The organism is Dietzia sp. WMMA184, assembly GCF_002441635.1.
Taxonomy (GTDB): Bacteria; Actinomycetota; Actinomycetes; order Mycobacteriales; family Mycobacteriaceae; genus Dietzia; species Dietzia kunjamensis.
Genome location: NZ_NXEI01000002.1, coordinates 13,943 through 28,502, shown reverse-complemented (window position 1 = coordinate 28,502; position 14,560 = coordinate 13,943). Strand labels below are relative to the sequence as shown.

15 protein-coding genes are annotated in these 14,560 nt (G+C 70.8%); 6 read left to right on the top strand and 9 right to left on the bottom strand.

Going from position 1 to position 14,560, the window contains the following annotated elements; translation table 11 throughout:
* Positions 1-399: 399 nt before the first annotated feature.
* Together CK206_RS18160 and CK206_RS18155 are read right to left on the bottom strand one after the other, a co-directional pair.
* Positions 400-1,086: a response regulator transcription factor gene (locus CK206_RS18160; RefSeq protein ID WP_096906600.1), complete on the bottom strand. Its 687-nt coding sequence runs from the start codon at positions 1,084-1,086 to the stop codon at positions 400-402.
* Between the two features lie 12 nt (positions 1,087-1,098).
* On the bottom strand, positions 1,099-1,938 hold the full coding sequence (locus CK206_RS18155; RefSeq protein ID WP_082924056.1) for a serine O-acetyltransferase: 840 nt from the start codon (positions 1,936-1,938) through the stop codon (positions 1,099-1,101).
* 84 nt (positions 1,939-2,022) lie between these two features.
* Here CK206_RS18155 and CK206_RS18150 point away from each other — a divergent pair, with 84 nt between their 5' ends.
* Positions 2,023-2,346, top strand: coding sequence for a putative quinol monooxygenase (locus CK206_RS18150; RefSeq protein ID WP_096906599.1), 324 nt, complete (start codon positions 2,023-2,025; stop codon positions 2,344-2,346).
* A gap of 24 nt (positions 2,347-2,370) precedes the next feature.
* Here CK206_RS18150 and CK206_RS18145 read toward each other — a convergent pair whose 3' ends face one another.
* Entirely contained in the window at positions 2,371-3,189 is an 819-nt protein-coding gene (locus tag CK206_RS18145) for a DUF1906 domain-containing protein (protein ID WP_096906598.1), read from the bottom strand.
* 162 nt (positions 3,190-3,351) lie between these two features.
* Here CK206_RS18145 and CK206_RS18140 point away from each other — a divergent pair, with 162 nt between their 5' ends.
* Positions 3,352-4,266: an SDR family NAD(P)-dependent oxidoreductase gene (locus CK206_RS18140; protein ID WP_096906597.1), complete on the top strand. Its 915-nt coding sequence runs from the start codon at positions 3,352-3,354 to the stop codon at positions 4,264-4,266.
* 68 nt (positions 4,267-4,334) lie between these two features.
* Here CK206_RS18140 and dapA read toward each other — a convergent pair whose 3' ends face one another.
* Positions 4,335-5,222 (bottom strand): 4-hydroxy-tetrahydrodipicolinate synthase, encoded by an 888-nt coding sequence (gene dapA, locus CK206_RS18135; protein ID WP_096906596.1) that lies wholly within the window; start codon positions 5,220-5,222, stop codon positions 4,335-4,337.
* A 126-nt stretch (positions 5,223-5,348) separates the two neighbouring features.
* Between dapA and CK206_RS19945 the strand changes: the two genes are divergently transcribed.
* The 3 genes from CK206_RS19945 to CK206_RS18120 are packed head-to-tail and all read left to right on the top strand — an operon-like array spanning position 5,349 to position 8,132.
* Positions 5,349-5,708: a hypothetical protein gene (locus CK206_RS19945; protein WP_159981141.1), complete on the top strand. Its 360-nt coding sequence runs from the start codon at positions 5,349-5,351 to the stop codon at positions 5,706-5,708.
* Between the two features lie 11 nt (positions 5,709-5,719).
* Entirely contained in the window at positions 5,720-7,093 is a 1,374-nt protein-coding gene (locus CK206_RS18125) for a hemolysin family protein (protein ID WP_069388500.1), read from the top strand.
* Complete coding sequence (locus tag CK206_RS18120; RefSeq protein WP_069388501.1) at positions 7,086-8,132, top strand: hemolysin family protein; 1,047 nt, start codon at positions 7,086-7,088, stop codon at positions 8,130-8,132. The genes CK206_RS18125 and CK206_RS18120 overlap by 8 nt, the downstream gene beginning before the upstream one ends.
* A 32-nt stretch (positions 8,133-8,164) precedes the next feature.
* On the opposite strand, the gene CK206_RS20645 is transcribed toward CK206_RS18120, so the two are convergent.
* A complete protein-coding gene (locus tag CK206_RS20645; protein ID WP_256385631.1) occupies positions 8,165-8,290 on the bottom strand; it encodes a hypothetical protein in 126 nt (41 codons plus the stop codon).
* Positions 8,291-8,526: 236 nt separating this feature from the next.
* On the opposite strand from CK206_RS20645, the gene CK206_RS18115 reads away from it, so the two are divergent.
* Entirely contained in the window at positions 8,527-9,309 is a 783-nt protein-coding gene (locus CK206_RS18115) for a pirin family protein (protein WP_096906594.1), read from the top strand.
* Here CK206_RS18115 and CK206_RS18110 read toward each other — a convergent pair.
* From CK206_RS18110 to CK206_RS18095, 4 genes are all read right to left on the bottom strand, one after another.
* Positions 9,306-11,039, bottom strand: a complete 1,734-nt coding sequence (locus CK206_RS18110; RefSeq protein ID WP_096906593.1) for a BCCT family transporter — start codon at positions 11,037-11,039, stop codon at positions 9,306-9,308. The two genes, CK206_RS18115 and CK206_RS18110, sit on opposite strands and share 4 nt — an antisense overlap.
* A 128-nt stretch (positions 11,040-11,167) precedes the next feature.
* The gene (locus tag CK206_RS18105) at positions 11,168-11,788 is read right to left on the bottom strand and encodes a CAP domain-containing protein (protein ID WP_096906592.1); all 621 of its coding nucleotides are present in this window, start codon (positions 11,786-11,788) and stop codon (positions 11,168-11,170) included.
* A gap of 88 nt (positions 11,789-11,876) precedes the next feature.
* Positions 11,877-12,836, bottom strand: a complete 960-nt coding sequence (locus CK206_RS18100; protein ID WP_096906591.1) for a diacylglycerol kinase — start codon at positions 12,834-12,836, stop codon at positions 11,877-11,879.
* Entirely contained in the window at positions 12,833-14,434 is a 1,602-nt protein-coding gene (locus tag CK206_RS18095) for an FAD-binding oxidoreductase (RefSeq protein ID WP_096907431.1), read from the bottom strand. Before CK206_RS18095 ends, CK206_RS18100 begins: the two co-directional genes overlap by 4 nt.
* Positions 14,435-14,560: the final 126 nt, after the last annotated feature.

Below are 14,560 nucleotides of genomic sequence, written 5' to 3'. Positions count from 1 at the left end.
CCCCCGGGGCGCCGCGCGCGGTAGTCTGTGTCGACGACGACGGCGAGGGCGTTCCCCCTGATCAACGGGATTCGGTGTTCGATCGCTTCGCCCGCCTGGACGCGGACCGCGCGCGGGGCAAGGGCGGATCGGGCCTGGGTCTGGCGATCGTCGCGAGATCACCCGCTCCCACGGCGGCTCGGTCCGGGCGGAGGACGCCCCTGGCGGCGGCGCGAGGTTCGTGGTCGAGCTGCCGGTCGAGTCACTGGACGACGACGTCGACGACATCCCCACCGGCCCCGCCCGGCCCGCCTGAGCGGTCATCCCGCACAGGGTCCCGCCTCCTGCGCCGGCGGGCGGCTGTGGCAGGACGGATGGCCACGCGCAGACGCCGGCGAGGAGTGGGCGAAGTGGCCCGGCTCAGGGGCGCGCCGCGACGCTGTCGACGAGTCGGTAGCCCTGCCCGCGAACGGTCTCGATGGCGCGGGCCCCGAACGGGGCGTCGATCTTGCGTCGGAGGTAGCCGACGTACACCTCGACGATGTTGTCGTCACCGTCGTAGGCGGCGTCCCACACGGCCCGCATGATCTGGACCTTGGACACCACCTGGTTGCGGTGGCGGATGAGGTACTCGAGCACCGCGTACTCGCGCGCGGTCACGGTGATCCGCGTATCCCCGCGGCGGACCTCCCGCGCGGCCGGGTCCACCACGAGGTCGCCGGCCTCGAACGTCGCCGGGCGCTCCGGTGCCCCCCGCCTCACCAGGGCCCGGAGCCGCGCCTCGAGGACGACGAACGAGAACGGCTTGACCAGGTAGTCGTCGGCGCCGAGGTCGAAGGCGTCGGCCTCGTCGTATTCGCCGTCCTTGGCGGTGAGCATGAGCACCGGGGTCCAGACCTCGCGGCGTCTCATCTCGCGGACGACCTCGTACCCGCTGCGCCGCGGCATCATGATGTCCAGCACGACCACGTCGAAGTCGTCGGCGCAGGCCATCTCGAGGCCCTCCTCACCGTCGGCGGCGGTCTCCACGGCCCAGCCGCCCGTGACGAGTCCCCGGCGCACGCTCTCGCGCAGCGCCGGCTCATCGTCGACCACCAGGACCCGCATCGGCGTGTCGTCCTACCCCTCGGGGTCGATCTCCTGGTCCATCCGCTCTGCGGGGACCAGCGAGTCGGCGTGCCGCCGGACCACCTTCGCGGGGACCCCGGCCACGGTGGTGTGGGGCGGGACCTCGTGCAGGACCACCGATCCCGCGGCCACCCTGGAGCAGGCGCCCACCCGGACGTTGCCCAACACGATCGATCCGGCGGACAGCAGCACGCCGGAGCCGATCTTGGGATGACGGTCGCCGTCCTCGTTGCCGGTGCCGCCGAGGGTGACGCCCTGCAGGATGGACACGCCGTCGCCGATCACGCAGGTCTCGCCCACGACGATCCCGGTGGCGTGGTCGACGAGGATGCCCGAGCCGACACGGGCCGCGGGATGGATGTCCATCGCGAACACCTCGGAGATCCGGCTCTGCAGGAACGACGCCGCCATGACGCGCCCGGAGTTCCACATCTCGTGGGCCACGCGGTGCACCTGCAGGCCGAGGAAGCCCTTGGCGAAGAGGTAGGGCACCAGGTAGTTGGGGTAAGCGGGGTTGCGCTCGAAGCTCACTACGAGGTCGGCCGCGACGGCCTCCAGAACGTGGGGATGCTCCACCAGCACCGCCCGGATCTCCTTCTCCAGCACGTGCCGACCGATCTCGGGGGTCGCGACCCGGGAGGCGGCGAGGCGCGCGAGGGATTCGCCGAGGTCATCACAGCCGTCGATGAGGTCCAGGACCAGTCCCGCGATCAGCGGTTCGTTCCTGCTCGAGGTCGCGTCCAGCGACAGGCGGTTCCAGACGGCGCGGACGGAGGAGTCGGCCTCTGCCCGCGGGACGCACGGGTTCTCGGTGCTCATCTCGATGGTCACCTGATACAGCGTATGCCTGCCCCGGCGATCGGGGCGAGTCGCACCTCCCTCGACGGCCCGCTCCCCACGCGGCAGGATGGGGCCATGATCCTCATCAACGTGCGTTTCGACGTCAAGCCCGAGTTCGCCGAGTCCTGGCTCGAGTTCACCCGCGAGTTCACCGAGGCCACCCGCGCCGAGCCTGGCAATCTCTTCTTCGACTGGTACCGGTCGCCGGAGTCTCCGAACACCTTCCTGCTGTGCGAGGCCTTCCGGGAGGGCGACGCCCCCGCCCAGCACGTGAACTCCGACCACTTCGCCGAGTTCACCGGCTCGGCCGCCCGCTACCTCGAGCGGACCCCGCGGATCATCAACACCACCGCCGAGGGCGAGGAGTGGGGGGCGATGGGCGAGATCACCGTCGAGTAGGCGCAGGCCCCGCCAGACGTCGCGTCAGATCGAGCTGCCGAGCGCCGACTGCGCGAGCGCGATCGGGTCGACCCGCCACCACTGGCCGTAGTCGAGTGCGTAGACACGGTTGAGGTCGGACACGACCCCGCCGACGGTGACCTGCTGCCGGACCGGCAGCTGGTGGATCGTCGCGCTCGGGTTGAGGCGCCCACCGGAGCCCCAGTCGTGCTGCCAGAAGTACCGCCCCAGGCCGGTCTGACGGCACCAGTCGATGGTGGGGGCGTTGGCGTACACGCCGAGCTCCATCCCCGCGCCGTGGAGATGGGCGCGCCAGCGCTCGAGGTACGGGCGGATCTGGTGGTCGAACTGCCACCGGGTGGGGTTGTCGTCGATCGCCACGTACATCGGCACACCGGACGGCCCGCCGGCCTCGCGGTGGATCCGGATCCCGATCGGGGCGTGGCGGTCGCCGCCCGCGGCGCCTTCCTTCCAGTCGGCGGTCTCCGCCCGCCCGTACTGGTAGCAGGAGACCATGTTGAGGCCACTGCGGCGGAAGTCGTCGACCTCGCGGCGCAGCAGCGGCTTGCCGGTCATCCACTCGGCGCCGGGGCGGCGGTTGGAGCAGTACCGCACGGCGCCCATGTGGCCGGCCGCGCGGATCGACGCGGCCGCCGGCGGGCCGGAGGCGTAGTCGAGCAGTGTGCCGATCGGGACGCCGACACCCGCCCCCGGCAGCGCACCGAGCCCGGCGGGGATCGAGGACTGGGCACCCACCGCGGGGGTGATGCCCGCGGCGAGGGCGCCCGCCCCGGCGGCGCCGATGCCGGCGCGGCGCAGGAAGGTTCGGCGGTCGAACGTCATGGGGCTACTCCGGGATCTCGAGGAAGGGGCACGCGGGGGCACGTGTGACACGTGGGACCCGCACACCCGACGAGTGTGTCATAAGGACATCGCGAAGGATATCCCGGCGTTACCACACGGACGGACCACCACAGCGCAGGCACGGCTGGTTGACTGACGTTCATGACTCGCGCGCACAGATGGTCCGCCACCGACATCCCCGACCAGTCGGGCCGGACCTTCGTGGTCACGGGCGCCAACGGCGGGATCGGGCTGGCGACCACCGCCGCACTCACGGCCCGGGGCGCCCGGGTCGTCATGGCCTGCAGGAACGAGGAGAAGGCGCAGCAGGCGCGCGCGACGCTCCCCGCCGGTGACCGGGAGCGCGCGCAGGTGCGCCTGCTCGACATGGCGGACCTGGACTCCGTCGACGCGTTCGTGGCGGCCACGGCGGCGGAGGGTGCGCCGGTCGACGTGCTGATCAACAACGCCGGTGTGATGAACATCCCCCACGCCCGCACCGCGCAGGGACACGAGATGCAGTTCGGGGTCAACGTGCTGGCGCATCACGCGCTCACCCTGGGGCTGGAGCAGATGCTGACGGACCGGGTCGTGTGGCTGGGCTCGCTCGCCCACCTGCGCGGACGACTCGACACCGACGATCTCGACATGGACGTGCGCGGCTACCGACCCATGGCGGCGTACGCGGACTCCAAATTGGCGTGCATCATGCTGGGCTACGAGTGGCAGCGCCACTTCGAGCGGTCCGGCAGCGGGCTGCGGTCGGTCGCCGCCCATCCCGGTTACACGGCGACCGACCTCACCCGCCAGAGCGGCAACCCACTGGCGGACCGCTTTTTCGAGTTGGGCAACTCCATCACGTGGGCGGGCCTGACACCGGAGATGGGCGCACTGTCCGTGCTGTACGCGGCGACGGTGCCCGGCCTCACCGGCGGCGAGTTCGTCGGCCCCGATCGCCTCGGGGGCCTGCGCGGGCATCCGAAGCCCGCCCGGTCGGGTCGCCGTTCGCACGACCGGACCACGGCCGCCGCCCTGTGGCGGCGGTGCACGGAGATGGCCGCGTTCCAGCGGGCATGACGAGGGTCACGACGACGAGGTCATCCCCCGCAGAGTGGTGACCGTGGTCGGCCGGTGGCCGGGATGGGTCAGCCGAGCCCGGCCGCGGCCAGCCCGTCGCGCAACTTGGCCCGGTGCTCGGGCGGCCCCTGGAGGAGGGGCATGCGCAGGCGGTCCGAGCCGATGAGGCCGGCCTCCTTCAGGGCCGCCTTGACCTGGATGGCGCCCTGCGAGGTGTGCATGATCGCGTCCACGGCCGGGATGAGGCGGGTGTGGATCTCGCGGGCCCGCGGCAGGTCACCGGCGTCGACGGCGTCGATCATCGCCCGGTAGTCGTCGCCGGCGACGTGGCCGACGACCGAGACGATGCCGGTGGCACCGAGGGCCAGGTAGGCCAGGTTGAGCACGTCGTCGCCGGAGAACCAGAGCAGGTCCGTCTCCGCCATGAGTCGGCTGGCCTCGAACAGGTCGCCCTTGGCGTCCTTGACCGCCCGCACCCGGGGGATCTCCGCCATCCGCCGGATGGTGTCCGTGGCCAGGGCGGTGCCGGTGCGGCCGGGGATGTCGTAGGCCATGATCGGGCGGTCGGCCGCCTCGGCGATCATCCGGAAGTGCTCGACGATCCCGTGCTGGGTGGGCTTGTTGTAGTACGGCGTCACCACGAGCAGGGAGTCGGCGCCGCGGGCGATCATCTCGCGCGCCGCACGCATCGAGTGCTCGGTGTCGTTGGTGCCGCAACCGGCCATGACCTTCACCCGGTCGCCGACGGCCTCGACGACGGCGGCCACGCTGTCGTAGTCCTCGTCGTCGGTGGTCGTCGCGGACTCGCCGGTCGTGCCGTTGACCAGCAGTCCGTCGTGGCCGTGATCGGCGAGATGGACCGCGAGCCGCTGCAGGCCGTCGAAATCGATCGAGCCGTCGTCATGCATGGGGGTCACCATCGCGGTGATGACCCGACCGAAGGGATTGTCCGACATGCGCACCAGACTAAGCCACGGTGACGCGGTCGGGAGATTCCGACGTAAGGGGTCCCGACGGGACTAGGGTCGTCAGCACCCCGGCGCCGGGGACCGGCGCCCACCACCGAGACCGCGGAGGCGATTGTGACCGACCAGACCCGACCCGACGACCCCGCGCGCATCCCGGAGGAGCCCCCGGAGTCGTTCGGCAACACCATCGACGGATCGGGGGCCGGCGACGGCAGCACCTCCCGGGGCGGGGACGAGGCGGACACCGCCACCGGGTCCGCCGCCACCGGGTCCGCCGCCACCGAGCCCGCCGCCGACCGGGCCGCCGGGGGCGCGACACCGCACGACTCCGCGGGAGCGGCGAGCTCCGCTGCGACGTCCGGCGCGGGCGGGGACGGCGCTGCCGAGCGCGCCGAGCAGAAGAAGGTGTACCAGACCCCTGAGCAGCCGGATCAGGCCGTGGGCGGCTCGGACGGTACGGCAGACGGCCAGTAGCCGGGCCTGACGTGGCCATCGCCCTGACGCTCACGCTGGCGTTGATACTGCTCATCAGTGCCAACGCCTTGTTCGTGGCCGTCGAGTTCGGGTTCCTCACCGTCAACCGGGACGACGTGCGTGCGGCCGGCTCGGAGGGCGATCGCATCGCCACGACCCTCGACGGGTCCCTGGCCAGGACCTCGACGAACCTGTCGGGGGCCCAGCTGGGCATCACGGTCAGCAGCCTCCTGGCGGGATACCTCACCGGCCCCTCCGTGGGGGAGCTGATCACCGGCGCCCTCGGCGTGTCGGGGATGTCCGAGCCGGCGGCCCGCGGCATCGCGATGACGGTGGCCTTCGTCGTCGTCACCTTCCTCCAGATGGTCTTCGGCGAACTGGTCCCCAAGAACTGGGCCATCGCCGCTCCGATGCGGGTCGCGCGGCTGGTCGTGATCCCCCAGCGGATCTTCATGGCGGTGTTCGGCTGGCTGGTCACGGGCCTCAACACCACCGCCAACGTCGTCCTGCGGCTGCTCGGGTTCACCCCGCAGGAGGAACCCGGCGAGGCACGGTCACCCGAGGAGCTGCGGGCGTCGGCCGCGCGGTCGGGCCGTCAGGGCGCGATGGACCCGCACACGGCCGAGCTGGTGACCCGCTCGATCTCGTTCGGGGAACACCGCGCGGCGGACGTGATGGTGCCCCGTCCGCTGGTGACGTTCCTGCGTGACCACACCGCGCAGGACCTGCTCGACACGGTGGCCGCGACGGGCCGGTCGCGGTTCCCCGTCCTCGGCGCGACCGTCGACGAGGTGGTGGGCGTCGTCCACTACCGGCAGGCGTTGGCCGTGCCTGTCGACGAGCGCGCCCGGACGCCGGTGCGGGAGATCGCCACCGAGGCGACCGTGGTGTCGGAGGTGATGACGCTCGACCCGCTCATGCGGCTGCTCCGTCAGACCGATCTGCAGATGGCCGTGGTGGTGGACGAGTTCGGCGGGACCGCGGGGATCGTCACCCTGGAGGACCTGGTGGAGGAGATCGTCGGCGAGATCGATGACGAGCAGGACCGTGCGTCGCGCACCCACGAGTGGGTCGACGACGACACCGTGCTCGTGGGCGGGATGATGCGGCCCGACGAACTGGGCGCCATCCTGCGACTGGAGATCCCGCCGGTGGAGACGGTGTCCACCCTGTCCGGGCTCCTGTCCGAGGCGGTGGACCGACTCCCCCGGGTCGGCGACGAGACCGAGTTGGACGCGCACGACCACGAGAACCGCGACGACGACGACCTGCCGACGCGGGCGCGTGTGCGCCTGCGGGTGGCATCACTGCGCGCGCACCGGGCCGAGCAGGTGCGCGCCACCGTCCTGCGGGACGAGCCCGAGGCGGTGGACCCGGATGAGTGACGGCGTGGCATTGCTGGTCCTGGTGGCCCTCCTGCTGGGCAACGGGTTCTTCGTCGCCGCGGAGTTCGCGATGGTCTCCGCGCGGCGCGACAACCTGGAGCCGCACGCGGCCGAGGGCAGCACGCGCGCACTGTGGTCGCTGCGCGGCATGGAGAACGTGTCGCTCTCGCTGGCGGCCACGCAGCTCGGCATCACGGCCTGCTCGCTGCTCATCGGCGCGGTCGGCGAACCCGCCATCGCCCATCTCATCGAGCAGCCGCTGGGCTGGTTGGGCGTGTCCACCGGGTTCGCCCACCCGATCGCTCTGGTGATCTCCCTGCTCATCGTCACATTCCTGCACATGGTGCTCGGCGAGATGGTGCCCAAGAACATGGCGATCGCCCGGCCCGCGGCCGCGGCCCTCCTGCTCGGCCCGGTCCTGCGGGTCTTCGTGCTGGTGTTCCTGCCCGCGATCTGGCTGATGAACAAGTCCGCGGACGCGGTGGTGAGGTACGTACTGCGGGTGGAACCGCGTTCCGAGGTGGAGACCACTTTCACGGTGGACCAGATGCACGGGATGGTCGCTGCGGCCGAGGACTCCGGCCTCCTCGACGAGGACGAGACGCTGCTGCTCGAGGGCGCGCTCGAGTTCGATCACATCACCGCCGCCGACGTCCTCCGGCCGATCGCGGAGGTGGACTCGATCGAGGAGGACTGGTCCACCGGAGACGTGCAGCAACTGTGCGTGCGGACGGGGCACTCGAGGTTCCCCGTGCGCCGCGGCGGCGCGTACGTCGGCTACGTCCACGTCAAGGACACCCTCGGCGACGACCTGTCCCAGCCTCTGCGCCGGGATCGGATCCGCGAACTGGGGATCGTGCCCGCGGAGACCCCCCTCGACGACGTCCTGGAGGCGATGCAGCGGGCGCGGGCCCACCTCGCGGTCGTCGACGATCGCGAACCCGGCGAACCCGACCCGCGTGGGCTGCTGGTCCTGGAGGACGTCCTGGCAGAACTCGTCGGCGAGGTCAGGGATGCGACGCCCGGAGCCGATCAGTAGGGCGCCCGAGGAGCAGAAAGGGCCCCGACGACCTACCGGACCTTGTCGGGGTTGGTGTCGAGCACCCGCCCGAGAGTGTTGTCCACGACGATCTGCGCCACCCCGCTGTACGTGGCCACGCCTACTCGCACCGTGGCGGCCAGCGCGTTCTGCAACATCGTGGAACCTCCTGCTAGTCGGTGTGACACTCGTCACTCTACGCTCGTCGGCGACGGGCCGCTGACAGATAAACAATCTTTCTGGACGGGCGTTCTGAACGATCGCCCGAACAGTCGTTTCGAACCCTAAAGTGCCCCCTCCATCGCCGCCACCGAACGCGCGAGAGCGCCATCCCGCCACCGGCCGGTGCTATAGTTGATGCGTCATCCACCGCTGGAGAGGGGGTGCAGAGCCCATGTCCGATATCCGTATCCACCGGTCCCGGTCGCGCTCACACGACGCCGGCGGGTGGTTGGACTCCCGCCACTCGTTCTCGTTCGGCAACTACCAGGACCCGATGAACACGCACTTCGGCCGCCTGCTGGTGAACAACGACGACCGCATCGCCGCCGGCTCCGGCTTCGACACGCACGGCCACCGGGACATGGAGATCGTCACGTGGGTCCTGTCCGGCTCGCTCGTGCACCAGGACTCCGAGGGACACAGCGGGATCATCTACCCCGGACTCGCGCAGCGGATGAGCGCCGGCTCGGGGATCCTGCACTCCGAACGCAACGACGGCTGGCGCGACGGCCCGGTCCGCCCCGAGGCCGCCCCCGCCGACCCGGTCCACCTCGTCCAGATGTGGGTCGTCCCGGACTCCTCCGGTGGGGATCCCGGCTACGAACAGCTGGAGATCGAACCGGCGGAGCTGGAGAACCAGCTCGTCGTCGTCGCCGGAGGGCTACCCACCCACGCCGACCGCGCCGCCATCCGGATCCGCGACCGCTCGTCCGCGCTGCACGCCGCGCGGCTGGCACCGGGCCGGTCCGTCCAGCTCCCCGACGCGCCCTACGTCCACCTCTACGTGCCCCTGGGCTCGGTGACGCTGGAGGGCGAAGGCCCGATGGACACCGGCGACGCCGCGCGGATGACCGCCGCCGGGGGGCGGCGTGTCACCGCCGGCGACCACGGCGCCGAGATCCTCGCGTGGGAGATGCACGCGGGCATGACGATGCTCGACGTCCGCGGCCACTAGTCCTTCTCGGTTGCCGTCCCCTTGTCGTCGCCGGCCGACAGGGGGGCACCGTCGTCCTGCTCCCCGTCCCCCGGGATGTGGTACAGCGGGTGCACCGGCTCGGGCGAGGGCGCCTCCTCGTGCTTCTCGAGCTCCTCGGCCGAGTAGGCACGGCGCCACTGGCGGGTGATCGTGGGCGGCCTCTCCCCCATGTCATTGCTGATCCCGCGCACCAGGCTGTACATCATGACGAAACCCATGATGAAGAACGGCAGGCCGATGACGGTGATGACCTCCTGAAGCGCGGTCAGTCCGCCCTCGCCCGTGCCGGCCAGCAGGGTCGCCGCGACCGCGCCCATGAGCACGCCCCAGATGACGCGCTGATGGGTCGGCGAGGGCTCGAAGTCGTCGTCCTTGCCGGAGGCCATCATGTCGACGACCATCGACGCCGAGTCGACGGACGTGGTGAAGAAGACGACGACGAGCAGCACCGCGATACCGGAGAGCAGCGTGGCCAGCGGGTAGTTCGACAGGAACGCGAACAGCGCGCCCGGGATGTCGCCGTCGTCGACCACCGCCTCGGTGAGGCCGCCGGAACCGAAGAGTTCGATGTGGAACGAGGCCATGCCGAAGATGCCGAACCACAACACCGAGAAGCCCACCGGCAGGGCGAGGACGCCGAAGACGAACTGGCGGATCGTGCGGCCGCGGCTGATCCGGGCGATGAAGATGCCCACGAACGGCGACCACGTGATGGTCCACGCCCAGTAGAAGACGGTCCACGTGTTCTGCCACGAGGCCAGGTCGTCGTTGGCAGGAAAGACGTTGTTCCACAGCGCCAGCTCCGGCAGGGTCGACAGGTAGATCCCCAGCGACTCGACGGTGCCCTTGAGCAGGAAGAGGGTGGGCCCGGTCGCCACGACGAAGATCAGCAGCGCGACCGCGACCGCGATGTTGAGGTTGGACAGCCGCTTGATGCCCTTCTCCAGGCCCAGGGCCACGGAGATGCACGCGATGGTGGTGACCACGACGATGACGAGGACCTGGACGACCGGGGACATGGCGATGCCGAACAGCTCGTCCAGGCCGGCGTTGATCTGCAGCGTGCCCAGGCCGACCGACGTCGCCACACCGAACACGGTGCCGACGAGCGCCACGATGTCGATCGTCTTGCCGAGCGGGCCGAAGATCTTGTCGCCCAGCAGCGGCGCGAAGATCGAGCTCACCCGCGGCGGCATCTTGCGCTTGTAGATGAAGTAGGCGAACGCCAGGGCGGGCAGCGCGAAGATCGTCCAGGTGTGCAGGCCGAAGTGGTACAGCGTGAACGCCATCGCCTCGGTGGCGGCCTCCCGGCTGCCGGGTTCGACACCCCCGCGCGGCGGGGTCGCGAAGTGCGAGATGGGCTCCGCCACGCCCCAGAACATGAGGATGGTGCCGATCCCGGCCGCGAACAGCATGCCGAACCAGGTGAGTGTGGAGTGCTCGGGCAGCTCGTCGTCCCCGCCCAGGCGGACGTGACCGAACCGGCTGAGCGCGATCCAGATGAGGAAGCCGAGGAACGCGGTGACACCGAAGATGTAGAACCAACCGAGGTTGGTCATGATCCAGCCGGACGCGGTGCCGAATACGCTGCCCACCCATTCGCCGGCGAAGAACGTCACCAGGACGAAGAGCAGGATGACCCCGACAGTCGTGAAGAACACCCCCGGATCGGTCTTGAGCCTCAGTGCTCTCAGTATCCGTTCGGACATGGTCTCCCCCGTCGTCTCGGCTCTACCCGGGCGCCGGTGCCGCCGGATCGAGTGGTTCAGTCAGAGTGCTGCTTCTATTAGTGGTCGGGCTTCTACTAGTGGTCGGGCTTCTACTTGTGGTCCTGCTTCTAGTACGCGAAGTTGTGTACCACGAATACCTTCCCGCCGCTCGAATAGGCGATTCCCATCCCGGCGGACCGGTAACCGGGATCGAGGAGGTTCTCGTTGTGGCCGGGCGAGTTCTTCCACAGGTCGACGAGGCAGGTCGCGCCGCAGTGGGTCCCGGCGGCGACGATGTTCTCCCCGTAGCCGCGGCCGATCAGTGCGGTGTTGTGGACCACCTCGTCGCGGGCGGCGAGTCGGTCGGCCCAGGCCTGGGCCTCACGGTCGAGCTCCGGATTCGGTGCCAGCGTCCCGAGCGCGCGGCCGACGCGGTACGAGTCGATCTCGCGGACGATGCCCTCGCGCAACCCGCCGCCGACGGCCAGGGCGGTGATGTCCTGGTAGGCCATCTCGCTGGAGCCGACCGCCGCCCACACCTCGGGGGGCAACGCGGCGCGCACCTGGGAGACGAGCCCGTCCACCCGGGGCACCAGATGGGCGGGGATCAGGTGCTGCGGGATGAAGGACGGCAGTGTCCGGTCAGCCGTCTGGGCAGAGGCGGTCGCGGCCCCACCCACAAGGGTGGCGGCGGTGACGGCGATCGTCGCGAGTGACGCGATGAGACTGGTGCGCATGGTGATGATCATGCCGCCTCGGTGCGCCTGAAGCGAACCAATTGGCCGATGAGGTAACAGGACGGGCGCGGGACGGCGTCAATGCTGTGACCAGCAGATATCAATGAGGCTGATGTGACTGGAGTGGCTTTCTGGGGACGAGGAACCGGCCCGCCCCGGGGAGTACCTCGACGGTCACAGGAAGGGGCGCGATGGCGTCCCCGTCGGCGAAGGCCTCCACGTCCGGGGCCTCGAGTCGGACCGTCCGGCACCGCCTCGTCGACACGCCGCGCAGGCCCACGTGGGCACCGGAGTAGATCGAGGGGAAGTGGCGCATGAAGCGCAGTTTGGAGATCTTCCCGACATAGCAGACGTCGAACAGTCCGTCGCCGCGATCCGCGTCGGGCGCGATCTTCATGTCCCCGCCGTAGCTGCGGGTGATCGCGAACGCGCCGAGCAGGACCTCGGTCTCGACGGTCTCCTCGCTCGGCAGTCCGGCGTCGAAGACCATCCGGAAGCGCCGGGGACGGTAGGTCGGGAACTCGATGATCGAGGCGAGGACGTAGCGCAGGGGCCCGCGGAGGAGTCCCATCTCGTTGACCCGCCGGTTGACCCTGGAGTCCAACCCCGCGCACAGCACCGAGGCGAACACCGTCGGTTCCCCGCCGTCCGGGGTGGCCCGGCCGAGGTCGACGGTCTCGACCCGGCCGTCTGCGATGACGTCCGCGGCGGCCTCGGGATCGCCCAGGGGGATGCCGTACTCGCGGGCCAGGTCGTTGCCGGTGCCCGCCGGGATGATGCCCACGGGCACATCGGTGAAGGCCTGCGCCTGCACGGCGATCGAGACCATCCCGTCTCCGCCGCACACCACCAGAGCGTCGGTCCCGTCGGCGACCGCCCGCCGCGCCAACGCGAGGGACTCGGTCGCCCCGCCGCCAGCCAGTCGCGTGACCTCGAGTCCGTGCGCACGCAGCCGGCCGGCGGCCCGGTCCGCCACCTTCTCCCCGCGCCCACCGCCCGCGGCGGGGTTGACCAGTAGCGTGACCGCGCCGATCCGGCGGTCGGACAGCTGCGCGCTCATGGGATGAGTGTGCCCGGGTTGCACACGCCGTGGGGGTCGACGGCGTTCTTCACCGCGCGCAGCATCCGCAGGCCGACCTCGCCGATCTCCGACTCCAGATACGGGCGGTGGTCCACCCCGACCGCGTGGTGGTGGGTGATCGTGCCGCCGGCCGCCACGATCGCCTCGGAGGCCGCCCGCTTCGCCTCGAGCCACTGGGCGACGGGGTCCTGCCCACGCTGACCGGCGACCACGGTGAAGTAGAGGGACGCACCCGTCGGGTAGACGTGGCTGATGTGGCACATGACCAGCGCCGGCGTTCCGGAGGCCTCGAGCGAGGTGGTCAACGCCTCCGTGACCGCGGCCCGCAGTGCTGGCAGTCGGGACCAGTCGGTGGCGGTCTCCAGGGTCTCCACCAGCGCGCCGTTGTCCAGCAGCGCATCGCGCAGGACCGGGGCCCCGAAGCGGCCGTGCTCCCACGACTGCGCGGGCCCCGGGCCCAGCGAGGTGCCGCCGTGGGCGATCAGGACCTCCCGCGTCTCCGTGTGCCGGGACCCGGCGTGGGCAGCCGTGCCCTCGAACAGGCAGAGACACAGACACCCCCCGGAGCGGTCCTCGTCGTCCCCGGTCTGCTCGCCGATCGACTCGGTCGCGGTGGCGAGGTTCACCATCGTCTCCGTCTCGTCGGACAGGCGGATGACCGTCGGGCCCGTCCCCTGCTGCTCGACCGCGCGCAGCGCCGCGGCGCCGGTGGCGAAGTCGGGGAAGCGGAACGCCTCGTGCCGCACCACCTCCGGCACCGGATGGATCCGCACGCGCACCCGGGTGCACACGCCAAACGCACCCTCCGATCCCAGGAGCCACTGCCGCAGGTCCGGTCCGGCGGCCGACGCCGGGGCCCGGCCCGCCTCGATCACGCCGACCGGGGTGACCACCGTCAGCCCGCTGACCATCTCGTCGAAGCGCCCGTACCCGGCGGAGCTCTGTCCCGAGGACCGGGTCATGGCGTAACCGCCCAGCGTGGCGTAGGGGAAGGACTGCGGGAAGTGCCCGAGCGAGAAACCGTGCTCAGCCAGCAGTTCCTCGGCCCGCGGACCCGTGACGCCCGCCCCGAGGACCGCCTCCCCCGACTCGGGGTCGATGGACTCGAGACCGTCGAAATGGGCCAGGTCGACGCTCAGCACGGCCCTGTTCGTCCCGGAGTCCGGGTCCAGGCCGCCGACGACGGAAGTGCCGCCGCCGAAGGGGACGACCGCGACCTTCTCGGAGGTGCACCAGTCCAGGAGGGCGGCCACCTCGTCGTCGTCCCCCGGGGCCACCACCGCATCGGGGCAGTCCACGGCCGGCCTCGTCCGCCACGCCAACAGGTCGGGCGTCGACTTGCCGCGGGCGCGCGGAAGGCGCTGCGCGTCGTCGGCCGAGACGTCGCCGGGGCCCACGATGTCGGCCAGTGCGGCGAGATCGGCATCGGTCAGTCGCGACGGCGAGGCGGTCACCGCGGACGGGTCGAACGTCCGCCCGGTCTCCGCGGTCACGCCGAGCACGTCGCGCAGCAGGGCGCGGATGCTCTCGCTCAGCTCCGTGGCCTCGGCGGCCGTCCCCCACCTGGACAGGTCCATCGGCGGTAGCGGCAGGCGGCCGGATCGGTGCTTGTCAGCGGGGTTCACGTCGCTCATACTGGGACACTAGAGCACGATCTGTTCCGCTCACGGGTTTTCGTCCGGTGTCCCGGCACCGACCCGCGC